This window comes from Catenulispora sp. GP43 (assembly GCF_041260665.1).
Classification (GTDB): domain Bacteria; phylum Actinomycetota; class Actinomycetes; order Streptomycetales; family Catenulisporaceae; genus Catenulispora.
The window spans coordinates 1-24,754 of sequence record NZ_JBGCCT010000053.1; the positions used below are offsets into that span (position 1 = coordinate 1).

Here is a 24,754-nt window from a genome sequence, read left to right on the forward strand (position 1 = left end):
GTCGAGGTCGGTATTCACACACAGACAACGACACCCTTCGCCATGCCGTCACGCAGGCCCACGACCAGCCCAGCCTTCGGACTCAATCATCTAGTCCAACCCCAAGCCACGCACCACGTCCCTGGCGAACCGGTTGCCACTGGACACCTCCAGGGCCGTCAGGCTCAGCATGGCCAGCGAGCGGACGATGCCGAGCGGGCGCATCGCCACGACCTCGTACCGACGCAGCACGATCTCGGTCTCGAAGTCGCGGTGGGCGCCGCCGATCATGAGCTCGCGCAGGCGCCCCAGGGTGATCTGCATCAGCTGGTGCGCGTCGGTGTCTTCGCGCCAGACGGCCGTTTCGCGCCGCAGCCGTGCCAGCATGATCGGAAAGTCGACGTGCTCGGTCATCTCGGCCAGGCCCGAGCCCTCCGCCAGGGCGACGAGGGCTCCGACGCGTTGCTGCGCCTCTTCGCGGATGTCGGCGGGGACGTACCAGGCCGGTGTCGTCATCGCATTCGCGGACATCGACTCGTAGCGGCCGAACAAGACGGCGTCCCTTCTGGCCGGTTGGTTCCTGGTTCCCTGCACGCCGCGCAGGAACATGCAGGCGTCGGCCTCCAGGGCGATCTGGTCGATCTGGTCGATCTCGGGCCCGGCGTGGCCGGCGAACGTCCGGTGCTGGTGCCGTCGCTGGATCCGGCGGAACAACACGGAGATGATGAAGCCGCTGATGGTGAAGCCGGTCATGCCGGAGAGCTGGTTGACCCAGTAGGGATGCCGGAAGAGAAGGTCGGGGCGCATCATCTCCAGCGTGGATCCGATGGCGAACGACACCACGGAGAACGCAGCCAGGAGCACGATGATCGTGCGCGGCAGGTCGTCCTCGGACATGGCCCGAGTTTATTCGCACTCTGAGATGCCGCGGCAGCCGGTGAACCCCACCGCCCGATGACTTTCCGCGCACTCCCGAATCCGCCCAGCGACCCCCCGCGTTGTGAACCGGATGGCGCGCCCGCCAGGCGCGCGCCATCCGGCCGCTCTCCAATTGCCCGCGCAGGGCCCTTGCTATCCCCGTCGTCGCCGAATCTCTACCTTCGAGCGTGTCACCAGGACCGCTCCGATCCCGGCGAGCATCGGAACGATCACGATCGTGCCGAGCAGGAACCACCACGGGATCGCCAGGTAGCTCCGGGCGTGGACGCCGACCCCGGCCCGCCCCTGCAACGCCGACCGTACGAAGCTGTGCGACCGGGCCTCGACCACCGCCACCGCCGGCACCAGACCGGTCGCCGAGCCCAGCACGGCGCCCATCGCGGCGGTGATCGTGGCCTGCGATCCGGCCAGGGTGCGGCGCACGCGCGGGCGCGCGCCGACCGCCGCCAGGGTCTCCAGGTCGGCCTGGCCGTCGGTGATGGCAAGGCCCGTGGAGATGGCCGCGGCGCCGAGGGTCACGAACGCCGCGACGGCGGCCAGGGCCAGCATCGTGGTGTCGCCGCCGCCCTGGTAGCCGCGCTCGACCTTGAGCAGCGCGGTGGTGCCCAGGGCCTCGGCGGCGGCGTTGGCGCGCTCCTCCTCGGCCTTGGTCGGCATGCGCGTGGTGTCGAACAGGATCATCGAGGGCTGGTACCTCACGCCGTAGCGGGCCGCCGCCGAGGCCGGGATCAGGGCCCTGACGCCGTTGACGGCGCTGCCGTCCTTCGTCGTGGCCACGGCCGCCGGCAGGGTCAGCGGGGCCGGCGCCGGTCCGCCGCAGAACGGCGCGAACTGCTGGCGGACGATGTCCGGCAGCTGCGCGTCGGACGGCGGGCAGCTGCGTTGCAGGGCGATGGTCGCGCTCGCCGGACCGGAGAGATCGTAGGGGCTGAACACGACCATGCCGCCGGCCGCCAGCACCTTCTCGGCCTGCGGATCGACGGTCCCGGTGAGCGCGCGCAGGGTGGCGGCGTCCCCGGGCACGACCTGGCCGCCGCTGAACGCCGCGACACAGCGCGGGTCGGACTGGATCAGCGACTCGCTGTCGCCGCCGGAGGGGAACGTGACGAGGCCCTGGCCGCCGTTGAAGAACGGGCAGTCGTCGGCCACGGTGCGTTTGACGACGATGTCCACCGGCACGAAGCCGGTGAAGTCCTGGGTCGGGATCACCGCGGCGGACCGGACCGGCAGCGTGGCGCTGATCGCGGCGATGGCCTTGCCGGCGTCCGCGGGCTTGTCGCTCGGGCCGCCCGCGGGGACGCCGCCGTACCCGATGCCGAACGGGTACGGCCGGCCGTTCTGCTGCGCGGCGGCGGCCCCGAACATCAGGGCCACCTGCCCGGGTCGCAGGGTGCTGTGATACTGCGCGCGGCCCCGGGCGTCGTCGGTGGTCAGCAGTGTCGCCACCGCGGTCGAGCCGGCCACGGCGGCCAGGATCGCCGCGACCGCCGGCGCCGTGCGGCCCCGGTTGCGGGCGCTGTCGCGCAGCGCCATCCGGCCGGTCAGCGGCAGCAGCCGGCCCGCCTTGCCGGTCAGCGCCACCAGCAGCGGGGTGCAGGCCACCACGCCGAGCTCGCAGACCGCGATCCCGGCGACCAACGGCACGGTGTGGATCCCGGGCTTGTAGACGGCGTAGGCGGTCGCGGCCATGCCGGCGGCCAGCACCACGACACCGAGCAGCGCCAGCTTCCACGGCACGCCGCGCGCCCCGCGCCGTCCGCCGGTGAGCGCCTGGAGCACATGCTGCCGCCCGGTGATGACCGCGGGGATCAGCGCCGCGATCAGCCCGGTCACCACGCCGATCAGCGCCGCCCCGGCCAGGTCGCCCGGCGCGATCCGGAACGCCCCGGGCTCGCGGTGCGTGAGGGTCACCGCCTCCGGCAGCGCCAGCCGGCCCAGCCCGATCCCGGCCACCGCGCCGACCACGCCGCCGACGGCGCCCAGCACCAGCCCGTCGGCCAGCACCACGGCCCGCACCATGCGCTGGTCGGCGCCGGCCGCGCCCATCAGCCCGAAGTCGCGCCGCCGCTTGCGCGCCCCGACCGCGAACGCGGGCCCGGCCAGCAGCACCACCTCCAGCAGCGCCATGACGATGCCGAGGGCGCCCACCGCGACCAGTGCCTGGGTCAGCCTGCTGCTGCCGACCGAGGCCGCCTGGTAGTGCTGCATCAGCGGCACCGCGGAGTCCGGCGGGGGGTTCTCGGCGACTTGCAGGGACTCCGCGGAGTAGCCGTTCTGGTTCAGCTTCAGCACCTGCGCCCAGCTCAGGCCACCGGGGACCTGCGCGAGCCACTGCGCCGGGCCCGGGTTGTTCTGGGCGCTCTGGCTGTCCTGGGCATCTTGGGAATCCTGGGCATCTTGGGAGTCTTGGGCATCTTGGGAGTCTTGGGCGTTCTGGGCTGCGGGCAGCGTGCCGGGGTAGGCGACGAGCCGGTCGGCGTCCAGATGCGAGGGGTCGTCGTACTCGCCGACGATGGTCAGCTGGTGCTCGGGCAGCCGGCCGTCCGCCCCGGGCTGCTCGCCGGCGCTGAGGAACTCCGCGCTCACCTGGTCGCCGATACGCTTGTCCAGGGCGGAGAGCAGCGAGGTGGACAGCGTCACCTCGCCCTTGGCGTGCGGCGCGCGGCCCGCCTTCTTCACGTACAGGCCGTCGAGCAGCGGATCGGCCAGATCCCGCTCGGCGCCCTGCACCGAATACGCACCCTGCGGCGAGCTGACCCGCAGCTCCTGCGGAGCCGGCATCGGCACCAGCCGCGAGCCCGGCGGCAGCGCCCCGGCGTCCAGCGGCGAGGCGATCTGCGTGCCCTGCAACGCCCCGGCCAGCATGCCGGCGGCCTGCGGCGTCGAGGGCACGGTCCCGTCCGGCAGCTGCTCGATCGGCGCCGGCGCCACGAAGGACACCAGCGCGTCGGCGTGCCCGATGTCCCGCCGCACCTGCTCCACGGTGGTGAGTTTGGTGGTGTGATACAGCGTGTCGGCCGCACTCGCCCCGGCCACCGGCAGCGCGAGCATCGCCGCGACCAGCGCCGAGCGGCCCTTGTGGCGCAGGGCTTCGCGGCGCGCGATGCGGACGGCGACCTTCCAGACCATGGGGTCCAGGAATACCGCGCATGTTCGAGCCCTGCATCGTGCGGAATGCGTAGATCCTTTGAGTCCTGCGGGGTGCGGCGTCTAGCCGTCCCGGCCGTCGTCACGAGACGGCGGCCGGGACACGGCGTGCCCGGCCTCAGCCGGCGGCGTGGTCGAAGCGCAGCGAGGTGTAGCCGGATCCGTCGGAGTAGACCTGCGCGATGGAGGCCGCGCCGGCGGTGTTGACGCTCCTGGCCTGGAGGCGGATGGTGGTCGGCTTGTCGACCGTGATCAGCTCGTCGATCGGCGCGGTCCCGTTGCCGCCGGCCTGCGCGGTGCCCGGGTTGAGGTCGATGATCTGGTAGACGAGGCGCTCGCTCTGCGGGACCTCGGCACCTGCCGTGACGTCCCACAGCCGCGCGCTGATGTACGCGTTGACCGCGGGCGTGCCCCCGAGCCGGCCGCGGACGTTCGCGTCGAGGTCGTAGGTGCCCGCCCTGGGCAGGTCGACCTCCAACGGGGTGTCGGTCCAGACGCCGTTGGGCAGGTTGACCTGAGTGTTCAGGTGGGCGATGCCGTGCGTCGGCGGCTTGGGGTGCGGCCGGGCCGCGGCTTGGGTGACCCCGGCCGACGCGCAGAGGGCGATCGCGGCGGCACCGGCCGCGGCGAGGGGGCGGTAGGTGCGGGCAGAGATGGTCACTGACCTGGTTCCTTTCCAGGGGGAGGGGTGCGGGCGATAACTCGCCCGGGATGGGTGGTTCATCCCTTTTCGACTCGAAGGAGTGGAAGGTGTGAAGAGCCGAGGATCTTTCTTCGAGCCGAGATCTCAGTAGACTGACGGTCCAATTACCCGGCTGAACCGCACGCACTGGGGGGCCCATGGCCGTGCCGTCGAACGTCCCGTCCACCGTCGCCTCCCGGGGCCTGACCCTGGCCGGCGGCCGCTACCGGCTGGTGCGCCAGCTCGGCAACGGGGGGTTCGGCCGGGTGTGGCTGGCCCGGGACGAGACGCTGCGGGTGGACGTGGCGATCAAGGAGGTCCTGGTCGTCGCGGGGGCGACGCCGCGGGAGACCTCAGAGCGGATCGAGCGGGCGGCCTGGGAGGCCCGCAACGCCGCGCAGCTGCGCGACCATCCGAACATCGTCACCGTGTACGACGTCATCGTGGAGTCCGGCACCCCGTGGATGATCATGCAGTACATCGCGGGACGGTCGCTGGCCGAGGCGGTCGCCCAGGACGGGCCGCTGTCCGTCGCACGCGCCGAACAGGTCGCCGCCGCGCTGCTGTCCGCGCTCGGTGCCTGCCACACGGCCGGGATCATGCACCGGGACGTGAAGCCGGAGAACACTCTGCTGGCCGAGGACGGCACGGTCCTGCTCGCCGACTTCGGCATCGCCAAGCACACCGGCCAGTCGCCGATGACCGCCCAGGACCTGGTGATCGGCTCGCTGCCGTACATCGCGCCGGAACGGGCCCGCGGCAACCCGGCCGAGCCGGCCTCGGACCTGTTCTCCCTCGGGGTGACGCTGCACTTCGCCGTCGAGGGAACCTCGCCGTTCGACCGGGGCAGCGGTATGGCCAGTCTGGCCGCCGTGCTCATGGACGAGTTGCCCGAACCGGCGCGCGCCGGCAAGCTGGCCGGCTTGATCAAGGCCCTGACGGCGAAGGACCCGAGCGCGCGGCCCACGGCGGCGCAGGCGCTGGCGATGATCGGTTCGGGCTCCGTCCCCCAGCAGTCGGGCCCGAAGAAGCAGGGGTCGAAGAAGCCGGGGTCGAAGAAGCTGGCCGAGCCGAAGCCGAAGCCGAAGCCGACGAAGAAGGTGACGGCCGCGCAGCCGGCGGCGACCCAGCCGAGCCCCGCCGTCGTCACGCCGGGCCCCGGCTCCGGGCCGGTGACGACCACCGTCGGCCCCCGGTCGCTCCCGTGGACCGGGCACCTGGTTCCGGGGCTGTCGGCCCTGGCCGCCCTCATCGGGCTCGCGGTGGTCCTGTTCGGTACCGACGCCTTCGCGGTCGACTACTTCCGGCCCGGCCCAGACGGTTCGGACGGTTCGGTCGGTTCGGTCGGCGGCACGATGAACGCGACGATGGTCCGGTCCGCCACGGCCGGCCAGCCCGCGATCCTGTCGGCGATCATGCTCGCCATGATGTTCGCGACCCCTGTCGCCCTGGCGCTGCTGACCTTCGCCGGCATCCTCAGCTCGAAGTTCGAGGGGCGCATCCGCGTCACGCTGGGGCTGTCCGTCGTGGCGGTACTCGCCGTCGTCGGTACGGCCACGGAGTTCAAGAGCGACTCATTGAAGGATTGGAACGACCTGCTCAAGACGGCATCCGGGCCGGGCTATGCGACCGGTGTGCATCCGCTGGCCGGCTTCTGGATCTGGGTCGGCGCGATCGCCATCGCGGTGTTCGGAGCCTGGAAGGGGATGTCGTGGGTGCCGGCGCACAGCCGGCTGAGCCGCGCCGGCACCCCGTAAGGTCACTGCCACGGCACCTCGGGCGACTTGTAGTAGGCGATCCCCAGCTTGTCCCACAGCGGCCCCTGGTCTGCCAACCGCTGCGAGAACTTCGCCCAGTCGTGCGTGTCCGGCGCCGACCACCCGATCTCGGCGATCGCCGGCAGTCGGGGGAAGGCCAGCGTCTCGGCGTCGGCCAGGCTCTTCACCGTCTCGCTCCACAGCGGCGCCTCGACGCCGAGGATCGACGAGGGTGCGACGCCCGGCAGCACCGTCGCCGGATCCCAGTCGTAGGCCTTGGACACCGGGATGTACCCGGCCCAGTGCAGGCCGAGGCGGAAGCCGGCGACCGGCTGCTGGTCCAGGTAGGCGTGGCTGCCCGGCGCCATGATCAGTTTGCTGCCCTTGGCGGCCGCCTGCAGGACGTAGGGCTGCGGCTGCGCGGTGTTCCAGTACTCCAGCACCGTCTGCGGGAGCAGCGGCGCGGTGCCGGCCTCGGCCCAGGCGATCGGGGTGCGGCCGTGGCCCGCGACCAGGTTCTGCGTCTTCTGGACGAAGCCGTTGTACTGCGTCAGGTTCAGGGCCTGGGCCTCGTCGCCGCCCATGTGCAGGTAGGTGCCGCCGGGGGTCGCGTCGGCCGCCGCCTTGGTCGCTGAATCGACAAATCTGTATGTTGATTCACTGCTCGTGCACAGCGCGTCGTAGGCGGGGGACAGGCTGGTCACCGGGCCGTGGTGTCGCCCGTCGCAGGCCAGTGAGGGGTCGGCGTAGACCGCCGCGCCGACGTGTCCGGGCATGTCGATCTCCGGGATCACGGTCATGTAGCGCGAGGCCGCGTAGTCGACGATCTCCTTCAGGTCGGCCGGCGAGTACGAGCCGCCGGGGCCGCCGCCGACCTGCGTGGAGCCGCCGACCGTGGCCAGCTTCGGATAGCCCGGGACGGCGAAGCGCCAGCCCTGGTCGTCGGTCAGGTGCAGGTGGAACTCGTTGACCTTGTACAGCGCGGCGGCGTCGATGTACGCCTTCACGTCGGCCACGCTGTAGAAGTGCCGGGCCACGTCGAGCATGACGCCGCGATAGGCGAAGCGCGGGTGGTCGGTGACGGTGCCGTCCTGGAGCTTGGTGCCGACGAGCAGCTGCCGGACGGTCTGCACGCCGTGGAAGAGTCCGGCGTCGGTGGCGGCCGTGATCTTGACCGAGTCCGGTGCGATCACCAGGGTGTAGCCCTCGGTGCCCAGCGACGGGTCGCCGCCGGTGGGCTGCAGGACGAGCTGGATCGCGGCGGCGGCGCTCGGGGTGGTCTGCGTCGTCTGTGGCGCCAGGCCGGTCTGCTGCTGGAGATAGGAGGCCAGATCCGCGGCGACCGGCTCGGCGCCGGCCGAGGCGTGGATCGCGGTGGCACTCGTGAGAGTGAAGGTCCCGGCGGCCGCGGTGCGGGCCGCCGGTTCCGGGACGACCCGTTCCAGCGCCGCCGGATCGGCGGGGGACAAGGGCACTGATGGCGCGGCGGAGGTGGTGGTGTCCGCGCTGGTCAGCGATGCGGGGGTCTTGGTTCCGGTGCTTGCGCCGCCGCATGCGGACAGCGCGAGGAGGGCGGCGCCGGTGCTGATCGCCGCGATGGTCCGGGTCGTGTGGGGTCGGCCGGTCACTCCGCGAGGGTAGACCACCGGCGGCTCCCGAAGCGCCCCGTCGCCGCGAGCCAGCCGAGCGCCCCGCAGGCCGCCATCGCCGCGACCGTGAACATCCTCGCCGCCCCGGAGGCGACCAACAGCCCGCCGGCCGCGGTCCCGATCCCGATGCCGACGTAGATCGCCGAGGCGTTGAGCGCCATCAGCAGCGGCGCCTCGGCGGGCGCGGCGCTGAACAGCCGGTGCTGCTGGGGAGGGGTCTGACACCAGGTCGACGCGCCCCAGGTGACGGCCAGCAGCGCGACCAGCAGCGGCGCGTGCACACCTGTCGCGGCCAGCACGGCGAAGGCGGCCATGCTCGCGGCCATGAGCGTGTAGCCGGCGGCCAGCACCCGGGTCGGGCCGAGCCGGTCCGCGGCGATCCCCGCGGCCAGGTTCCCGGCCACCGCGCCGAGGCCGTACGCCGCCAGGATCCACGCGGTCGCGCCGTCGGCGATGCCGAGGGCGTGCAGGGCCGGGATGGCGTAGGCGTAGACCGTGTAGGCCGCGGCCATGCCCAGCGCGGTCAGCGGCAGCACGGCGGCCACGCCCGGGCGGCGCAGAGCGGCCAGGCGCGCGGACAGCGGGACCGGCGCCGAGCCCGGCAGCGTCGGCATCAGGGCGGCCGCGGCAAACGCGGTGAGCAGGCACAGGGCCGCGACCAGGCCGAGCGCGGCGCGCCAGCCCATGACGGAGCCGACCGCGTCGCCGAGCGGCACGCCGAGCGCCGTGGCCGCGGTCAGCCCGGCGACGACGACCGACAGCGCGCGCCCCCGCAGCTCCGGGCGCACCAGCGCGGCCGAGACCGCGCCGGCGGTCGGCGTGTAGCCCGCGGCACCCGCCGCCGCGAGGACGCGGGTGGCCAGCAGGAAGGGCAGGTTCGGCGCGAGCGCCGAGGCCGCGTTGGCGGCGGCCAGCACGACCAGCGCCGCGACCAGCAGCAGGCGGCGCGGGAAGCGTGCGGTGAGCGTCGCCACCACCGGCGAGGCGATGGCGTAGGCGGCGGCGAAGACGGTGATGGCCTGGCCCGCGCTCGCGGTGGAGGTGTGCAGGGATCTGGCGACGTCGGGGAGGAAACCGGCGAGGACGAAGGCGTCGGTGCCGACCGCGAAGGTCCCCAGCGCGGGGATGAGGGTGCGGCCCAGGCCTGCGGAGGAGGGCTGGTCTCGGCTTCCGCTCTGGTGCTGCTGCGCGGAGCCTTCGCGCTGTATCGAGATACTCGACATCCCGAATTACCTTTCCAGAAAGCCGGGCGGGTGGCCCGGCGTACCGTTTTAGAGCGTGATGTCCTGGTAGAAGCGGCGCACCCGGGCCGGCGCGGTACCGGAAGCCAGCCCCATGACATCGGCGAGCGTCTGCGCGGCCAGCTCCCTGCGCCACGCCATCTCCGCGCGCCGCATGGCCGTGGCGATCCCGCACGGCTGGCCGAACTCGTCCGCCGCGGCCAGCGTGCCCGCCCCCTGCTGCCGGATCTCGGTGCAGCGGAACGCCTCGTCGCGTCCCTCCACGGCGGCCACGACGTCCATGAGCGTGATCTGCTCAGGCCGCCGCGCCAGGGCGTAGCCGCCCCGGGCGCCGGGGGAGGAGCTGAGGATGCCGGCGCGGACCAGCGGCTGCAGGCGCTTCTTCAGGTACTCCGGCGGCAGGTCGAAGATCTCCGCCAGCCGTCCTGTCGCCACCGGTGCGTGGTCCTCCAGCCAGGCCAGCGCCACCAGGCAGTGCAGGCCCCATTCGACGCCCTCGCCCATCTGCATAATCGGGATGTTACACATCTCGATTGCTCCGCGCACGCCGAGCGGGTCCCTGACAGCGGACTGTCACACCGCGGCGCTACATTCGGCGCCATGACCGACAACCCCGATCTCCCGATCCTGCGCGAGCATTTCCGGGACGTCACCCGCTGGGTGATCAGCGAGGCGGTGGGCGAGCAGCTGTCCGCCGAGCAGCGTGACGCGCTGGCCGAGGAAATCGCGGTGATCCTGGCCTCCGGCCTGGCCCCGGTGCTGCACCGCGAAGCCGAGCACCAGGCCGAGAAGAAGATCGCGGGCCTGCAGAAGGGCCCGGTGTCCTTCTCCTACGGCCACGAACTGCTCGTCGACGGCTTCAGCGTGCCGGACCTGGTGAAGCTGATCGACGCGGTCGGCGCGCTGGTCGACGGCGGCGTCGACCCGGCCGTCAGCGCGCTGCACGACACGCACCGGCGGATGCTCTACCACGCGCACGACGTCTGGCTCGCGAAGCACGAGCAGACGGCCGCCTTGCCTCCCGACCTGCATACCGGGTAGGTATAGCTGCCATGTCCGTCAAACACTCCCTGCTGGCCGGCCTCGCCGGCGGCGAGCGCTACGGCTACCAGTTGCGCGCCGAGTTCGAGGAACGCACCGGCGCGACCTGGCCGCTGAACATCGGGCAGGTGTACACGACCCTGAGCCGTCTGGAGCGCGACGGCCTCGTCGAGGCGGCCGGGGAGGATGTGCAGGGGCACGTCTTCTACCGGATCACCGACGCCGGGCGCGAGGAGCTGCTCGGGTGGTTCGCACGGCCGGTGACGCGGGCCGAGCGGCCCCGCGACGAGCTGGCGGTGAAGCTGGCGCTGGCGGTCACCGTCGAGGGCGTCGACGTGGCCGGGATCGTGCACGCGCAGCGCAAGCACGCGCTGGCGGCGTTGCAGGACTACACGCGGGTCAAGAGCCGGTTGGACGCCGGGGAACTGGCCGCGGGCCTGGTCGTGGAGTCGATGATCTTCCAGTGCGAGGCCGAGATCCGGTGGCTGGACCACGTCGAGGCCCGGGTGACGCGGCACGCGCGGACCCAGCCCTCGGCAACCCCGGCGGGCCGGACGGCGTCAGTACCTGTGGAACCATCCAAGGCCGATGCCGCCGCCAGGGAGGGCACAGCACGATGAGCGGGGACCAGAGCACCGAGACCGAGACATCGACCGATCCGGTGCTGCGGCTGCGCGCCGTCGCCCGCGTCCACGGCAAGGGCGCCGCCGAGGTGCACGCACTGCGCGGCGTGGACCTCGCCGTGGCGGCCGGCGAGCTGGTCGCGGTGATGGGCCCGTCGGGCTCGGGCAAGTCCACGCTGCTGTCGCTGGCCGGCGGCCTGGACATGCCGACCAGCGGCGAGGTGATCATCGAGGGCACCACGCTGGCCAGCCAGTCGAAGGCGCAGCTTGCCGCCATCCGGCGGCGCTCGGTCGGCTACGTCTTCCAGGACTACAACCTGATACCGGCGCTGACCGCCGCCGAGAATGTGGCCCTGCCGCGCGAGCTTGACGGCATGTCGGCGCGCAAGGCGCGGCAGGAGGCGCTGGTCGCGCTCGAAGAGGTGAATCTGCGGGCTGAGGCGGATCGGTTCCCCGATGAGATGTCCGGTGGTCAGCAGCAGCGGGTGGCGATCGCCAGGGCACTGATCGGGCAGCGGCGTCTGATTCTCACCGATGAGCCCACTGGTGCGTTGGACACCGAGACCGGTGAGGCGGTGCTGCGTCTGCTGCGCAAACGCTGCGACGAGGGCGCCGCGGGCGTGCTGGTCACCCACGAGGCCCGGCACGCCGCGTGGGCCGACCGCATCGTGTTCATCCGCGACGGCCTCATCGTCGACGAGTCCGCACCGTCGCAGCGCGCTGAGGACCTGCTGGTGGCCGGCGGGACCGACCTGTAGGAGGGCGGTCCCGCCGCGCCGCAGTGGGACTCAGCTGGCGGCGTCCTCGGCCGGGTCGCCGCCGCCGGACTCGAACATCGAGAAGTAGCCGCCCTGCGGGTCCTGGCACACCGCGAAGCGGCCCATCGGGATCGGCGTCGTGGGCACCACGACCGTGCCGCCGAGCTTGCCGACCTTGGCCACCGAGGCCTCGCAGTCGGCCACGCCGAAGTACACGGCCCAGTGCGGGGGCGTCTCCTTCGGGAAATGCTCGTCGTCCATCACCATCAGCCCGGCGACGGTCCGGCCGTTCACCTTCAGCTCGGTGTACTCCATTCCGTCCATCTTGGCGGTCGCGGCGTCCCAGCCGAAGGTCGCGGCGTAGAAGGCCTTGGCCGCCTCGGCGTCCCGGGTGTTCAGCTCGTCCCAGGTCAGCGAGCCGGGCTCGTTGACCAGTCCGGCGCCCTTCATCGACTTGGGCTGCCACAGGCCCAGGACCGCGCCGGTGGGGTCGGCGAACATCGCCATGCGGCCGACGTCGGTGACGTCCATCGGGGGCATGATGGTCTTCGCGCCGGCCGCCTGGGCCCGGGTCATCGTGGCGTCGGCGTCGTCCACCGCCACGTAGGTGTTCCAGGCCACCGGCTGCTCCGGCGACATGGTCGTCATCGCGCCGGCCACCTGTTCGCCGTTGAGCAGGAACATGGTGTACCCGCCGGCTGCGGGGTCCTCGGCGACCTGCGAGCTCCAGCCGAACAGGGCGCCGTAGAACTTCTTGGCGGCCTCCAGATCGGTGGTCCCCAGGTCCACCCAGCACGGGGTGCCGGGGACGTACTCTGTCATCTTCATCGCGGGCCTCCTTCGACCCGGCCCATGATCGGCCTGGCGGGGTTTGGGGTGATTGCGCCTCCGAACGTACCCGGCCCCGACCCGTTCCGCCCCCGGAACGCGGCACCCCGCGCCCGGCGAGTCGGCGGGGCGCTACGTTGGGAGCGTGCCCGACCGATCTTCCTTCGCCCAGCCCTCCGGCGCCGTCCCCGGCCGCAGCTCTGACCTGGCCGAACGGGCCTGGCGGCAGGCGCTGGTCGACGCCGGCCTGGACGTCGGCTTCGGCGCGCGGCGGCGTGCCGAGTACAGCGCCGACGCCTCCAACCACCGGCACGTGCCCCGCGGCGTGGGCTTCCCGCGCGACGCCGGCGAGGTCGCCGCGGCGGTCCGGATCTGCCGCGCGCACGGCGTGCCGGTGACGCTGCGCGGCGGCGGCACGTCGGTGGCCGGCAACGCCATCGGCGAGGGGCTGGTGCTGGACTGTTCGCGGTACTTCGGGCGGGTGCTGGAGCTGGACGCGCGGGCCCGGACGGCGCGGGTGGAGCCGGGCGTCGTGCTCGACACGCTCCAGGCCGCGGCGGCCCCGCACGGGCTGCGCTTCGGGCCCGACCCCTCGACGGCCTCGCGCTGCACCCTCGGCGGCATGATCGGGAACAACGCCTGCGGAGCCCGGTCGCTGGCCTTCGGCACCACCTCGGACAACGTGCTGGCCCTGGACCTGCTGCTCGCCGACGGCACGCGGACCACCGCGCGCCGCGGCACCAGCGGCGTGGCAGCCCTCGACGAGCGGCTGCTGGCCCTGGTCGGCAAGCACGGCGAGGCGATCCGCCGCGAGCTGGGCCGCTTCCCGCGCCAGGTGTCCGGCTACGCGCTGCATCATCTGCTGCCGGAGAACGGCTTCGACGTCGCCAAGGCGCTGGTCGGCTCCGAGGGGACGCTGGCCGCGGTGCTCGGCGCCGAGGTGCGCCTGGTGCCGGTGCTGCCGGACCGGGTGCTGGTGGTGGCCGCGTATCCGGACATGGTCACGGCGGCCGCCGACGTGCCGCGCGCGCTGCCGCATCAGCCCTCGGCGATCGAGGGCCTGGGATCGGAGCTGGCCGACGTCTGGGCGGCGCGGCGCAAGCGGCCACTGCCCGCCTCACTGCCGGCCGGCGGCGGCTGGCTGTTCGTCGAGACGACCGCCGAGCGCGCGCCGGCGGTGGTCGCGGACCTGGCCGGCGCGCACGCGACCCGGGTGGTCGCCGACGCGGCCGGGCAGCGCGAGCTGTGGCGGATCCGGGAAGACGGCGCGGGCCTGGCGACCCGGACGGCCGACGGCTCCGAGGCCTGGCCGGGCTTCGAGGACGCGGCGGTCCCGCCGGAGCGGCTGGCGGACTACCTGCGCGCGTTCGAGGCCCTGATGCTCAGCGCGGGCCGCAAGGGGACGGTGTTCGGGCACTTCGGGGAGGGGTGCCTGCACGTCCGCATCGACCACGACCTGCAGACCGTCTCCGGCCGGCAGCAGTTCGCCGAGTTCACCGCCGCCGCGACCGAACTGGTGGTCACCCACGGCGGCTCGGTGTCCGGCGAGCACGGTGACGGCCAGGCCCGCTCGGCGTTGCTGTCCGCGATGTACAGCCCGGAACTGCTGCACGCCTTCGCCGAGTTCAAGGCGGCCTTCGACCCGGGCGCGGTGCTGAACCCCGCGATCCTGGTGGCGCCGCGCGACTTCGCCGCGGACCTGCGCGCACCCGGCGTGACGCAGGCGGAGCGGCCCCTGCTGGCGCTGGCGGCGGACGACGGCGACTTCGGCCGCGCGGCGCGGCGGTGCGTGGGCGTGGGCAAGTGCCGCAGCGCGTCGGGCGGGGTGATGTGCCCGTCGTTCCGCGCCACCGGGGACGAGAAGGACTCCACGCGCGGACGCGCCAGGGTGCTGCAGGAGATGCTCGACGGCCGCACGATCGGCGGCGGGTACCGGGCGCCGGAGGTGCTGGACGCGCTGGACCTGTGCCTGGCGTGCAAGGGCTGCAAGACGGACTGCCCGGTCGGGGTGGACATGGCCGCGTACAAGACGGAGGTGCTGGCGCGGCACTACCGCGGACGGCTGCGCCCGGCGGCGCACTACTCGCTGGGGTGGCTGCCGGTGTGGGCGCGGCTGGCGGGCTTCGCGCCGCGGGTGGTGAACCGGGTGATGGCCTCGCCGCTGGCGCCGGTGCTGAAGCGGGCCGGGGGGATCGCCGCGGAGCGGGCGCTGCCGCGGTTCGCGGTGCGGTCTTTTTCGCGGCGGCGGGCGGATGCTGCGGGGGTGGCTGGGGAGCGCGGTGCGCGGCTTGCTGCGGCCGGGGCGGTGGCCGGAACTGGGGCTGGGCCGGGATCTTCGGCGGAGTGGCGGTCGGGCGGGGCGGCAGGTTCGCGGCCTGGTGCGGCCGGGTCGGCGACTGGGAGCACTGCTCCGCTGGGTTCTGGGCTTGGCGGTGCGGCGGGCCCGCGGCCGGAGACCGTTGTGGACTCGGGGCCCGGAGCGTGGTCGGCATCCGCGCTGTGGGAACTGGCCGGCACCCGCACCGTGGTCCTGTGGGCCGACACCTTCACCGAGAACTTCACCCCGGCGGTCGGCGAGGCGCTGATCGCCGTCCTGCGCGCGGCGGGCTTCCGCGTTCTGCTGCCGCCGCGCACCGGATGCTGCGGTCTCACCTGGATCTCGACCGGCCAGCTCGGCACCGCGCGCCGCGTGGTCGCCCGCACGCTGGAGGCGATGCGTCCGGCCGTGGAGGCGGGCCTGCCGATCGTGGTGCCCGAGCCCAGCTGCGCCGCGACGTTGCGCGAGGAGCTGACCGAGCTGCTGCCCACGCACCCTCTCGCGGCGCGTGCCGCGGAACTGGTGACCGGTCCGGCGCAGTTCCTGGTCCGGCACGCTCCGGACTGGCGCCCTCCGGCCTCACCGTGGCGCGGCCACAAAGCCCTGATCCAGATCCACTGCCACCAGTACGCCTCCGGCGCGACCGGTGAGGCCGAGCTCGAGCTGCTGGCGCGCGCCGGTGTGGATGCGCGGGTGGTGTCCGGATGCTGCGGGCTGGCCGGCGACTTCGGTGTCACCGACGGCCACTACGAGGTGTCGATGGGGGTGGCCGAGCTGAACCTGCTGCCCGCGATCCGCGCGGCCGCCACCGACACACTGCTGATCGCCGACGGATTCAGCTGCCGCACGCAGATCGAGCAGGCCGTGGCCGAGCGCCGGGTGTGGCACGTGGCCGAGGTGCTGGCCGCCGGGTTGCCGACGGTTGAGGGGTGATCGCGCCGCCCTCACTTGCTGATCGGCGCACCCCACCCGTCGTAGTACCCCCCGAGCCGCTCCGCCATCTCGTGCAGCTCCCACACGACCCCGTGGATGTAATCCAGCTCGACCGCGTCCTCGCGCTCGACATGCACCATCCACTGCCCGCTGCGCTTCTCCACCTCGCCGGTGAAGCCCGCGGTCTGGGCGTCGGCCAGCAGCGTCCGGGCGCGCGCCTCGTCGGGGACGCCCATGTAGTGGTCCACCGGGCGCGGCGTGCTGTGCTGGTCGCCGTGTTCGGCCAGTGACTGCACGACGCGGCGGTCCATCAGGTACTGCATGCTGCGCACGTCCGGCCACAGGAACTCGTGGTAGTACCGCCACTCCGGGTCTTCCTCGGCGAACGTCTCCAGTTCGTAGCCGCCGGACTCGCTCTCCACCTTCGCCACCACGGCGCGGGCGTCCGCGTGCGCCGGCAGGTGGAAGAAGTGCTCGCGGTAGCCGCCGTTGGTCAGGCACGCCAGGTAGATCGCGCGCGTCTGCTCGCCCAGGGCCTGGACCAATGCGTCCTGCAGCGCGTACATCGCCTCGTTCTCGGTGCCGTCGGGCAGGCCGTTCTCGCGGGGTGCGCGCAGGGCGTGGCGGACGTGCAGGCGCTGGGGGTGGGTGCCGCTGTCGGCGACGGTCTGCAGGTCCAGGTCCAGGCTGATCACCGCCGGCGTGCCGTCGACCCGGCAGGTGTAGACGTCCCAGCCCAGACTCACGAGAACCCCCTCGGCGTTGGCCGGCATGATCCCGGCGGCGTGCCGATTTTCGCATGCTCCGGGCGCCGGGGAAGGGCGTTCTCGCCGATCAGTCGATCGATTCGATCAACCGGTCGGGCCGCCGGTCGGGGTGGACTTGCCGGCGCCGTCGGCCGAGGAGCTCTGCGTCGGCGGGTTCGGGGTGCTCGGTATCGACGAGGGGTTCGCGCTGCTGCTGGGCGCCGTCGTGGGGGACGCGGAGGAGCCGGTCGAGGAGCCCGTCGAGGGCGTGTCCGGCGTGCTGGGCGCGGAGTCGGAGCTCTGCGGCGTCGAGGGCGTGGTGCCCGCGTCGCTGGACCCGGACGGCGTCGGGGCGGACGAGTCCGGCTTCTGCGACGGCGTCGAGCTCTCGTGTGTGCCCGCGCCCCCGGGGTTCTGCTCGCCGGGCTGGTTGTGCGAGCCGCCGCTCTGGCCGGGGTCGTTGGTGAACACGTTGCTGTGGTAGCCGGGGAACTCGCCCTTGCGCGCCACTTCCAGCGCCGTCACCGCGCCGGTGCCGATCAGGAAGCTCGCCACGGCCGCCGCCAGCAGCGGCTTGCGGCCCGGGAGACGGTCCTTCCAGGTGCGCGGGGTGTCCGGGGTGTCCGGGGTGTCCGGGACGTCGGGTGTGACAGTCGGCAACACCACGGTCTGTGCGTGCGGGCTCACGGCCGGGAGCGGCTTGCGGTCGAGCACGACAGTCTCGTCCAAGCCGCTGTCGGTGAGGGCCCGGTCGGCCAGGGAGGGCAGCACCCGGGTCTGGTCGGTGTGGGTCAGCGCGGCCGCGTCCTGGACCCGCGTGTCCTGGATGCGAACGTCATGGACCCGCGTGTCGTGCGGCATCCGGTGTTCCGCCCGCGCGGTCCGCGCCCGCGACAAGATCGCCGTCTCCAGCTGCTCCGGGTCCAGCACCGGCATCGCCTTGCGCGCCGCGCTCGTCCCGCGCTCCAGCGAGTGCCCGATGACCGCGCTGGCCGACGTGGCGACCACGCTGGCGACCGCCGCGCCCGCGATCGTGCCGGCCACGCCGAGCTTCGACCCCACCGCGGCGGCCAGGGCGGCCGCGCACGCGCCGGCGGCGATCTTGGTGACGGACAGGTCGATTCTGTGCCGCGCCTCGGGCTCGTTCTCGGCGGGGTCTGGGTCTCGGGTCTCATGCGTCGGCGTAGTCATACGCTCATCAGTTTTCCAAGCCGCGCCACGACTTCTCGAATCAACGCACGGGTAAGTGACCGGATTCACGCCCCGGCGAGCGTTTGCTCCTCGGCGCCGCGCTCAGTTGTCCACAGAGCGAACGCGCTCGACCACGGCGCGCGCCAATTCCACCGGAGCCTGGTCCGGGATCCAGTGGCTGATGCCGTTCAGCTCCACGAACCGGTACGGCCCCTCGACGCACTGCGCGCAGTTCTCGGCGACCGCGCGGCCGATCGCGACGTCCTCGGTGGACCACACGAACGTCGTCGGGATCCGCACGTTCGGCAGCGCCGCCGACTGCTTCACGTTGATCGCGCGGTACCAGTTCAGCGCCGCGGTGAGCGCCGGACGCTGGCCGAGCGCGGCGTAGTGCGGCAGGATCGCCGACTCCGGCAGCGGGGAGAACAGGTCGTGCAGCGCGCGGGCGCTGTTGGCCAGCAGCACGTCCTCGGGCTTGTCGTCCATCCGGAACAGCTGCACGTACGCCGAGCGCTGCCGCTGGTCCTCGCCCTCCGGGCCGGGGTCGGCCAGCACCTCGTAGAAGCCGCGCAGATGCGGCACCGAGACCGCCGTCAGCGTCCTGAACCGGTCCGGGTGCGCCACCGCGGCGTGCCAGGCGACGATCGCGCCCCAGTCGTGCCCGACCAGGTGCGCGCTGGGCAGGTGCAGCGCGTCCAGCAGGCCGACGACGTCCTCGACCAGCCGGTCCACGCGGTAGGCCGCGACCTCGGTGGGCCGGGCGCCGGGGGAGTAGCCGCGCTGGTCCAGGGCGATGGTGCGCAGCCCGTCGGCGGCCAGCAGCCGGCTGGTGGCCTGCCAGCTCGCCGAGGTCTGCGGGAAGCCGTGCAGCAGCACCACCGGCGGGCCGCTCTGCGGACCCTCCTCGGTGGCGGCGAACTCGTACGCGCCGATGGTCACGTGATACGCGCGCATGTGCGCCCCCTGCCGATCGTCCGGCGGCCCGGCGGACCGCCTCGCCTGCCGCGACGCTACCGAGCCGCCGCCGTGACGTCCATGGTTCGCACCGCGCAGGCGGCGCGCGCCGTCCGCGCCGTCGTCCATGGGACTGACAAGTCCATGCCTTCTTGCGGGCGTGCACGCCGGTATTGCGAGCCGACACGGCCAAGACCGGATACCGTCTACCTCATGCCTGAACCGACCGCCCCCACCGCCGCCGACGTCCGCTCGGCCGCCGACGCCCTCAAAGCCGCGATCGACGCCCACCTGGCCGCGGTGGAGGGCCGGTCGGACGAGAGCGACCCGGCCGTGCGCACAGCGTTCCTGGCCATGGCCGCCGCCGCCGAGGCCTATGACGACGCGCTGTACGACGCCTACAACGAGGTCACGCCGTTCGAGATCCCGAGCCAGTACCCCGAGGTGGCCGCGGACCCGGACAACCCGGAGGCGATCAGCGTGCTGATCCGCCGCGACTACCAGATCGAGCACCCCGGGCGCCTGCTCGGCGCGGCCCGCGGCCTGGCCGCCGGCGCGGTGGACCCCGAGGTGGACATCAGCACGGTCTCCGGCTCCCTGGCGGCGCTGTTCGACGTCTTCGACCCGGACGAGATCCACAACCGCTCCGACGAGCTCGGCCTGCTCCCGGGCGACGGCACCACCTGGGTCCTGGCCACCGACCCCGAGGCGGTCGCCGACGAGCAGTGGTTCGAGGACCCGTTCTCCGACACCGACCCCGAGCGGATCGTCTGCCGCTTCGACGTGATCGGCGACGAGGAGGAGGACGACGAGTACTTCGACACGTTCGCCGAGGACAGCGCGGAGGACGAGATCGACGGGATCGAAGTCGTTTAGGCGACGACGATCTTCACAAAGCGACCCCTGGCTTGCGAAGACACCCGCAAGGGAGTGACCGTGGGACAGGGGTCGCGGCGTGAGGGCACACGTTCAGGGCACACCTCGTGCTGTTGGACGTTTGCGAGCGCCTGCCTCCGGCCATCGGGGGAAGCCGGGAGACGGGTGGGTACGTTTGGTTGGGGCAGCTACGCGGCAAGCACGCCGCGATGTTTAGCCCATCGCCTAGTCGTCTCGGCGTATTCGTGCACCCACGCTTCAGCGCCCTCTACATCACGGCGCGTCCACTGACGGGCGAGAAAACCGGCGAATAGGTCAATGTGTTCCGCGTCAGCGTCTTTCCACGCGGGAAACTGTGTCATCCACGCTTCGGCCTGTTCGGGGCTGTGCTCATCCCGCAGCAACCACGGCACCAAGAATCCGCATTCCACCCATGCCGCGCCGCGTGAAGCAAACGCCCAATCCACAACCCGCACACCATCGCGTGTGATCAGCACGTTTTCCGGATTCACGTCGCAGTGCAGAAACGACCCCCCGCCCAATACCGCAGCGTCCTCAGACAGTGCCGTGTACCGCTGTTCTACGCGCATCCTGACGACCGCAGGGCATTTGACCGACGCAAGACCGTTGATTACGTCGGCTACCGCGTCCAGATCGGGGGAGCCGGGGCCGTAGTCGGCGTGGCGTCCGTCAATGAACTCGAATCCCAAAAGGAGCCAGCCCTCTGTTTCAACCTGCCAAAGCAGCTCCGGGGCGTACGGCTTCACGAAAGGTAGAACGGCCGCCTCATTCCGCAAAGACCAGGCTTCGGCCCCACCCCAGTGCTGTTCGGGAATCAGGCGTGTTCCTTTGATGAAAATCCTGTCGGTACCGGTGCGCAACACTCCTGCGATTTCGGCGTGATTGCCGTTGCTGGCGGAGGTGAACTCGCCCAAGCTCCCCCCGTGGTCTGCGACGACATCGCGTACCTCTTGCGGAAGCTCGCCAAACGTTGTGTTGCGCACCGGTCCTCACCCTCTGATCTTCTTACTCTTTGCTGGTTAGCCGGGTTCTACTATCCCGCCTGAGGTGGCGGGAGCAGTGGAGGCGCAGCCCTCAGTCTGGATCAGCCGTGCACGGGACCGGTGGGTTGGGCGGGCAGCACGACTCCCCCGTCTCCCACCACGCCATGTCCACCGCGTAGCCGGTAGCTTGCAGGAGCGGAACCGTACGCTCCATCGCGGCGCCCGACTTGATGTCCTCCAGCATGATCGGGACGTGGTGGAGGAAGTTGCCGCCGTTGTGGTCTCGGCAGAACTCGGCGTACTCCTGCGTGTGCATCAGGAAGTCGTGCCAGAACGGGTCCACCGACATGTCAGGCACGATGCGCACGCCGGGGTTGTCGCACACAGCCTTGAGGTAGATGAGGCCCTGCCGGACGCCCTCAGCCGCGTAGAAGCGGTGGACGTGGTGGTGTTCGGTGGCGTAGCGGACCAGCTTGGCGAACGTCTCGTCAGAGACCAGCTCGGCGGGGTCGCGCAGTTCGTTCGGTTCGGTCGATATCGGCTTTTCGAGTGTGACTGTCACTTGCGTTTTCCTTCCTCGGGAGATTTGGTGACTCGTAACTTCGCCGCCAGCGGAGGGCCTCTCGCTCGCCAGCTCTTCATTTCTCGCCCATCTGACGCAGAGCTAGGGAATATCCGAGCTTTTGTGCCCACACAACCAGGGCAATCGGACGGGGAGGGACGTGGGCAAGTTCCCACCGCTGGATTGAGTCCCGGCTGACTCCGACGAGATCGCCCAGCTCTGTTTGCGACATTCCCTGGGCCACGCGACGGGCCCTCAACGGCCAAGCCAGCCGCCGCCGCTCGAACTTCACCCACGATTCACCGGGGCGCTGGCGTGACGGGCCGTTGCACGGTTTACCGTCTAGGCCGATGATCGTCAGGCGCAAGTCAAGCTCGTGGGTCAGAAGGATCAGGTGGTTCAGCTTCGGTTCTATCGCCCCCGTCTCCCATTCGGATATGGCTCGACCCCGTACCGGCAAGCTAGATGAGAGTGCGTTCTGGGAGAGGCTCTTCTTCAGTCGGGCCGATTTTAGATCGCGTGTGATTTCTGAGAAATTCCGCTCAGCCGTGTCGTCAGCTATCAGATAGCCGCGCGTCTCTCTTCGCACTTTGTGTCTTCCTGTAGTGGTGATGTCGCTACCGCCGCCGCTCGACGCGGACTACAGCCCCGGGAACAAAGCGGGCTTCGAATTCAGAATTGTCCAGCCGGACCGCGCACGATGACGAGTGAACCGCGCTCCGAAAGCGAAGCCGATGAGACGCGGACAAGCTCACCGGCTCTATAGATGAGGTCGCCGCTTTTCAGCTCTGCCGCATACACGGTGTCAGGCATTTGAGTTACCGCCGCCCGTCGTGCACGGTGATGATCTCGGCACGGGTACCGGTGACACGGTGACCTGACTCTCTGCGGGCTCGAAACCCTTCACGCGGCCACACTCCCGGCCCCCGAAGGCAGGGCAAGGAGGCCGTCACGCACACGCGTCAACATCGCGACGGTGGGGCGGTCGAGCTTGGCGTTCGTCTCATCGATCTGGCGCTTCGCACGGAAGTCGTCAACGATGCGTAGATGCTCTCCACGGGCACAAGAGCAGTACGAGACAGCGAGAAGGCGGCCGCGCACGTCGCGAAGCTCGGTGACGCCGCTGTCTTCGCAGTCGGAGCACTCGGGGGTCATGATTCAAAGTCAACGCGTACCGAGAGCGACGAGGAATGCCGATTCGGTAGCCGGATTACTGTCCGAATAAGTAGCCTGATCTCATGGCCAACGAGCAGCTCAGGCGCCTTCGCCAGTCGCGAGGGTGGACACAGGCAGAGCTGGCTGAACGCGTATGCGATCAAGTCGAAGCAGATACCGGCCGGCGTCCGGGCATTACCGAGTCGAAGATCAGCCAATACGAACGCGGGGATTCGTCGTGGCCACGTGACTACACGCGCCAGGCTATGAGGGCGATCTTCGGCGTAGAGGATGATCGCGCACTAGGGTTCGTCCCAGGGTGGAGGCGATCCCGGACAAGCGCGCCGCCCCCGAGAAGCGGAGAGGAAGACCCCGTGCAGCGCCGCGAGTTCCTCCAGTCGGCACTAGCCGTCTCCATTGAAGGTGCCATCTACCGGCCAAGCGGCATGACGCGCCCCTCTGACAGGCTGCGGGAAGAGCTGGCGCGAGCGCAGAAGGACTACCGGGAAGCCCGATACGCGTCCCTTGGCCAACGTCTTCCCCGCTTGCTCGACTACACGCAGGCGTCCGAAGACCCCTCCCTTGCGGCAGCAGCCTTCAATCTCGCGACGGAGTACTACGTCAAGCAGGGCGTAGCGGACATGGCGTTGGTCACGGCTGATCGGGCCATGAAGTCGGCGCGGGACAGCGGTGATCCCGTAGCGAAGGCGGACGCCGCCTGGTCTCTCTGTATCTCGCTCCGGCACTCCGGCCGCTCCCAGACCGCGTACACCGTCAGTGAAGACGCCGCGAGCGACCTTGCCGGTACCGGTTTGAAGACGAGTACGCAGATGGCCACCTATGGCACGCTCTACCTAACCGCCTCATACACAGCAGCAACAGCCGGAAATTCTGCGCTTGCTCGGGACTACTTGGATGAGGCGCAGGACGTTGCAAGGCGTTTTGAAGGCGAGTACGAAGCCGGCATGTGGTTCTTCGGCCCGGTCCAGGCTGCGCTCTACGGAATCAGCACCGCTACTCGGCTCCGTGACACGGGGCAGGCGTTGAAGCACGCCAGGAGCATCTCGCCGGCCGCCTTGCCTACGCCTGAGCGTCGTGCGCGCTACTGGATCGACATTGCGCGGGTCTACGCCCTCGACAACGATCGAGCCCGAACCAGAACCGCCCTGCAAAAGGTGGCTACGGTGGCGCCGGAGGAAGCGAACCGCAAGCGTTTTTCGGAGCTGGCTGAACGCGTGGGCTTCACGTTGCCTGCGGAAAGGAACTGACGTGGCGAAGGTCGAAAACGGAGGAAGGATCTTCCGGGAGGCATGGATTGAAGGCGTGCGCAAGCATTACCCCGGAGATCCGAAGTCGAGTTACGTCACGCCGTGGGACGACACTCCAGACTGGGAGCGCGCAGCCGCAGCATCAGTCTTCGAACTCGTACGAGCGTTCATCGAAACGACGGGCGACGGCGTGAAGAAGCTGAGCCGGGAGAACAAGGGCCGCTACGTCGCGCTCTGCTGGACAGCACTGATCTTCAAGCACATCGCTGATCCGAAGCCCGCCTACGTCGCCGATTGGGAAGACCTGCCACAGTGGCAGCGGGAGACGGACGCTGACATCTTCGAGCGTATCGAGGACTACCGCGCCGCGTGATGGCATCAGGGGGAGGGGCGCTCAAATGAGGCGACGCGAGCTGAGCGAGGGGGCAAAGGGTTGGCTTCTCGTTCTCGGGATGGCGGTATTTGTCGGGCTCTGGGCGATCAGTAGGCCCCACGAAGACGGGGCGCATCCGCAGCAAGTGACGCCTGTGTACCAAACAGCGCAGCTTCCCGCGTCCTTGACGTCTCTCCCTCAGCGTCCTGCCTATCCGGCGTATCCCGCATACACCATGCCGACGCATCTTCCGCTCCCCAGCTTCTACGTAGGAGGAACGGTGTGCGGGGACGGCTCGGTGTCAGGGTCCAGTGGCCGGGGAACATGCTCGCACCATGGGGGTATCCGCCACTGACGCGCGGGCCAGTTCTCTAGGGCCTGTGTGCGCGCGCCGGAGGGGCCTGTCCCTGGAGTGTGCCCCGCGTGTGCCCTAGAGTGTGTGCCCTGAGGGCACATATTGAGTCCGAAGCGCCCCAAGAGTGTGGTAAAACACTCCAACTCGGGCAGGCTTCTGACCTCGACCCTCTCCAAAGACGCAGGTCACGGGATCGTAGAGTGATCGACGGGATCGAAGTCGTCTAGCGCGTCCTGTCGCGCAGAGCCGGGGGCCCCCCCCCCCCCCGGGGGGGGGGGGGGGGCGCCCCGCCCCGGGGGGGGGGGGGGGGCGGCCCCCAGGCCCCCGCGGGGTGGGGGTTGGTGTGCGGGGCGGCCCCGGGCCCGTGTGGGTAACC

22 protein-coding genes and 1 pseudogene are annotated in these 24,754 nt (G+C 71.0%); 9 read left to right on the forward strand and 14 right to left on the reverse strand.

The genetic code is table 11. From position 1 onward, the window contains the following. Positions 1-90: 90 nt before the first annotated feature. The 3 genes from ABH926_RS51045 to ABH926_RS51055 all read right to left on the reverse strand — a co-directional run bounded on the left by ABH926_RS51045 (position 91) and on the right by ABH926_RS51055 (position 4,726). Entirely contained in the window at positions 91-876 is a 786-nt protein-coding gene (locus ABH926_RS51045) for a hypothetical protein (protein ID WP_370374676.1), read from the reverse strand. 174 nt (positions 877-1,050) lie between these two features. Beyond that, positions 1,051-4,047, reverse strand: a complete 2,997-nt coding sequence (locus ABH926_RS51050) for an FtsX-like permease family protein (RefSeq protein ID WP_370374677.1) — start codon at positions 4,045-4,047, stop codon at positions 1,051-1,053. A gap of 136 nt (positions 4,048-4,183) precedes the next feature. Further along, positions 4,184-4,726 carry a hypothetical protein gene (locus ABH926_RS51055; RefSeq protein ID WP_370374678.1) on the reverse strand — a complete coding sequence of 181 codons (543 nt, stop codon included), beginning with the start codon at positions 4,724-4,726 and terminating at the stop codon, positions 4,184-4,186. A 179-nt stretch (positions 4,727-4,905) separates the two neighbouring features. On the opposite strand from ABH926_RS51055, the gene ABH926_RS51060 reads away from it, so the two are divergent. Continuing rightward, on the forward strand, positions 4,906-6,504 hold the full coding sequence (locus ABH926_RS51060) for a serine/threonine-protein kinase (protein ID WP_370374679.1): 1,599 nt from the start codon (positions 4,906-4,908) through the stop codon (positions 6,502-6,504). 2 nt (positions 6,505-6,506) lie between these two features. On the opposite strand, the gene ABH926_RS51065 is transcribed toward ABH926_RS51060, so the two are convergent. The 3 genes from ABH926_RS51065 to ABH926_RS51075 are packed head-to-tail and all read right to left on the reverse strand — an operon-like array spanning position 6,507 to position 9,904. Next, positions 6,507-8,132 (reverse strand): beta-N-acetylhexosaminidase, encoded by a 1,626-nt coding sequence (locus tag ABH926_RS51065; RefSeq protein WP_370374680.1) that lies wholly within the window; start codon positions 8,130-8,132, stop codon positions 6,507-6,509. Continuing rightward, positions 8,129-9,376, reverse strand: coding sequence for an MFS transporter (locus tag ABH926_RS51070; RefSeq protein WP_370374681.1), 1,248 nt, complete (start codon positions 9,374-9,376; stop codon positions 8,129-8,131). Before ABH926_RS51070 ends, ABH926_RS51065 begins: the two co-directional genes overlap by 4 nt. A gap of 48 nt (positions 9,377-9,424) precedes the next feature. Further along, entirely contained in the window at positions 9,425-9,904 is a 480-nt protein-coding gene (locus ABH926_RS51075; RefSeq protein WP_370374682.1) for an Rrf2 family transcriptional regulator, read from the reverse strand. Positions 9,905-9,994: 90 nt separating this feature from the next. Between ABH926_RS51075 and ABH926_RS51080 the strand changes: the two genes are divergently transcribed. From ABH926_RS51080 to ABH926_RS51090, 3 genes are read left to right on the forward strand one after another with little or no spacing between them, the layout of a single operon-like run. After that, a complete protein-coding gene (locus tag ABH926_RS51080) occupies positions 9,995-10,435 on the forward strand; it encodes a hypothetical protein (RefSeq protein ID WP_370374683.1) in 441 nt (146 codons plus the stop codon). Positions 10,436-10,446: 11 nt separating this feature from the next. Next, a complete protein-coding gene (locus ABH926_RS51085) occupies positions 10,447-11,055 on the forward strand; it encodes a PadR family transcriptional regulator (RefSeq protein ID WP_370374684.1) in 609 nt (202 codons plus the stop codon). Further along, a complete protein-coding gene (locus tag ABH926_RS51090) occupies positions 11,052-11,816 on the forward strand; it encodes an ABC transporter ATP-binding protein (RefSeq protein WP_370374685.1) in 765 nt (254 codons plus the stop codon). The genes ABH926_RS51085 and ABH926_RS51090 overlap by 4 nt, the downstream gene beginning before the upstream one ends. Before the next feature lie 30 nt (positions 11,817-11,846). Here the strand turns inward: ABH926_RS51090 and ABH926_RS51095 are convergent, their stop codons facing one another. Continuing rightward, positions 11,847-12,644 (reverse strand): VOC family protein, encoded by a 798-nt coding sequence (locus ABH926_RS51095; RefSeq protein ID WP_370374686.1) that lies wholly within the window; start codon positions 12,642-12,644, stop codon positions 11,847-11,849. A gap of 145 nt (positions 12,645-12,789) precedes the next feature. Here ABH926_RS51095 and ABH926_RS51100 point away from each other — a divergent pair, with 145 nt between their 5' ends. After that, positions 12,790-15,894 carry an FAD-binding and (Fe-S)-binding domain-containing protein gene (locus tag ABH926_RS51100; RefSeq protein ID WP_370374687.1) on the forward strand — a complete coding sequence of 1,035 codons (3,105 nt, stop codon included), beginning with the start codon at positions 12,790-12,792 and terminating at the stop codon, positions 15,892-15,894. Positions 15,895-15,905: 11 nt separating this feature from the next. Here the strand turns inward: ABH926_RS51100 and ABH926_RS51105 are convergent, their stop codons facing one another. The 3 genes from ABH926_RS51105 to ABH926_RS51115 form a co-directional block, all read right to left on the reverse strand. Further along, a complete protein-coding gene (locus ABH926_RS51105; protein WP_370374688.1) occupies positions 15,906-16,640 on the reverse strand; it encodes a DUF695 domain-containing protein in 735 nt (244 codons plus the stop codon). 105 nt (positions 16,641-16,745) lie between these two features. Further along, a complete protein-coding gene (locus tag ABH926_RS51110; protein WP_370374689.1) occupies positions 16,746-17,831 on the reverse strand; it encodes a hypothetical protein in 1,086 nt (361 codons plus the stop codon). A gap of 102 nt (positions 17,832-17,933) precedes the next feature. Next, complete coding sequence (locus tag ABH926_RS51115) at positions 17,934-18,785, reverse strand: alpha/beta fold hydrolase (protein WP_370374690.1); 852 nt, start codon at positions 18,783-18,785, stop codon at positions 17,934-17,936. A gap of 213 nt (positions 18,786-18,998) precedes the next feature. On the opposite strand from ABH926_RS51115, the gene ABH926_RS51120 reads away from it, so the two are divergent. Beyond that, entirely contained in the window at positions 18,999-19,661 is a 663-nt protein-coding gene (locus tag ABH926_RS51120) for a hypothetical protein (protein ID WP_370374691.1), read from the forward strand. Between the two features lie 188 nt (positions 19,662-19,849). On the opposite strand, the gene ABH926_RS51125 is transcribed toward ABH926_RS51120, so the two are convergent. From ABH926_RS51125 to ABH926_RS51140, 4 genes are all read right to left on the reverse strand, one after another. Next, the gene (locus ABH926_RS51125) at positions 19,850-20,665 is read right to left on the reverse strand and encodes a phosphotransferase (RefSeq protein WP_370374692.1); all 816 of its coding nucleotides are present in this window, start codon (positions 20,663-20,665) and stop codon (positions 19,850-19,852) included. A gap of 91 nt (positions 20,666-20,756) precedes the next feature. Next, positions 20,757-21,227 (reverse strand): hypothetical protein, encoded by a 471-nt coding sequence (locus ABH926_RS51130; protein ID WP_370374693.1) that lies wholly within the window; start codon positions 21,225-21,227, stop codon positions 20,757-20,759. A gap of 76 nt (positions 21,228-21,303) precedes the next feature. Continuing rightward, the gene (locus tag ABH926_RS51135) at positions 21,304-21,816 is read right to left on the reverse strand and encodes a helix-turn-helix domain-containing protein (protein WP_370374694.1); all 513 of its coding nucleotides are present in this window, start codon (positions 21,814-21,816) and stop codon (positions 21,304-21,306) included. A gap of 314 nt (positions 21,817-22,130) precedes the next feature. After that, positions 22,131-22,382 carry a hypothetical protein gene (locus ABH926_RS51140; RefSeq protein ID WP_370374695.1) on the reverse strand — a complete coding sequence of 84 codons (252 nt, stop codon included), beginning with the start codon at positions 22,380-22,382 and terminating at the stop codon, positions 22,131-22,133. An 83-nt stretch (positions 22,383-22,465) separates the two neighbouring features. On the opposite strand from ABH926_RS51140, the pseudogene ABH926_RS51145 reads away from it, so the two are divergent. The 3 genes and pseudogenes from ABH926_RS51145 to ABH926_RS51155 all read left to right on the forward strand — a co-directional run. Further along, positions 22,466-22,666, forward strand: a pseudogene (locus tag ABH926_RS51145) (multiprotein-bridging factor 1 family protein); the annotation flags it as partial. A 90-nt stretch (positions 22,667-22,756) separates the two neighbouring features. Then, positions 22,757-23,650 (forward strand): hypothetical protein, encoded by an 894-nt coding sequence (locus ABH926_RS51150; RefSeq protein ID WP_370374697.1) that lies wholly within the window; start codon positions 22,757-22,759, stop codon positions 23,648-23,650. A 1-nt stretch (position 23,651) separates the two neighbouring features. Next, positions 23,652-24,023, forward strand: coding sequence for a hypothetical protein (locus ABH926_RS51155; RefSeq protein WP_370374696.1), 372 nt, complete (start codon positions 23,652-23,654; stop codon positions 24,021-24,023). Positions 24,024-24,754 lie beyond the last annotated feature (731 nt).

Bases quoted from the DNA above. Each gene is read 5' to 3' on its own strand.
- ABH926_RS51120 (WP_370374691.1), top strand. From the start codon at position 18,999: ATGCCTGAACCGACCGCCCCCACCGCCGCCGACGTCCGCTCGGCCGCC.
- ABH926_RS51095 (WP_370374686.1), bottom strand. From the start codon at position 12,644: ATGAAGATGACAGAGTACGTCCCCGGCACCCCGTGCTGGGTGGACCTG.
- ABH926_RS51115 (WP_370374690.1), bottom strand. From the start codon at position 18,785: ATGCGCGCGTATCACGTGACCATCGGCGCGTACGAGTTCGCCGCCACC.
- ABH926_RS51070 (WP_370374681.1), bottom strand. From the start codon at position 9,376: ATGTCGAGTATCTCGATACAGCGCGAAGGCTCCGCGCAGCAGCACCAG.
- ABH926_RS51060 (WP_370374679.1), top strand. From the start codon at position 4,906: ATGGCCGTGCCGTCGAACGTCCCGTCCACCGTCGCCTCCCGGGGCCTG.
- ABH926_RS51110 (WP_370374689.1), bottom strand. From the start codon at position 17,831: ATGACTACGCCGACGCATGAGACCCGAGACCCAGACCCCGCCGAGAAC.
- ABH926_RS51140 (WP_370374695.1), bottom strand. From the start codon at position 22,382: ATGACCCCCGAGTGCTCCGACTGCGAAGACAGCGGCGTCACCGAGCTT.
- ABH926_RS51075 (WP_370374682.1), bottom strand. From the start codon at position 9,904: ATGCAGATGGGCGAGGGCGTCGAATGGGGCCTGCACTGCCTGGTGGCG.
- ABH926_RS51050 (WP_370374677.1), bottom strand. From the start codon at position 4,047: ATGGTCTGGAAGGTCGCCGTCCGCATCGCGCGCCGCGAAGCCCTGCGC.
- ABH926_RS51090 (WP_370374685.1), top strand. From the start codon at position 11,052: ATGAGCGGGGACCAGAGCACCGAGACCGAGACATCGACCGATCCGGTG.
- ABH926_RS51045 (WP_370374676.1), bottom strand. From the start codon at position 876: ATGTCCGAGGACGACCTGCCGCGCACGATCATCGTGCTCCTGGCTGCG.
- ABH926_RS51080 (WP_370374683.1), top strand. From the start codon at position 9,995: ATGACCGACAACCCCGATCTCCCGATCCTGCGCGAGCATTTCCGGGAC.
- ABH926_RS51085 (WP_370374684.1), top strand. From the start codon at position 10,447: ATGTCCGTCAAACACTCCCTGCTGGCCGGCCTCGCCGGCGGCGAGCGC.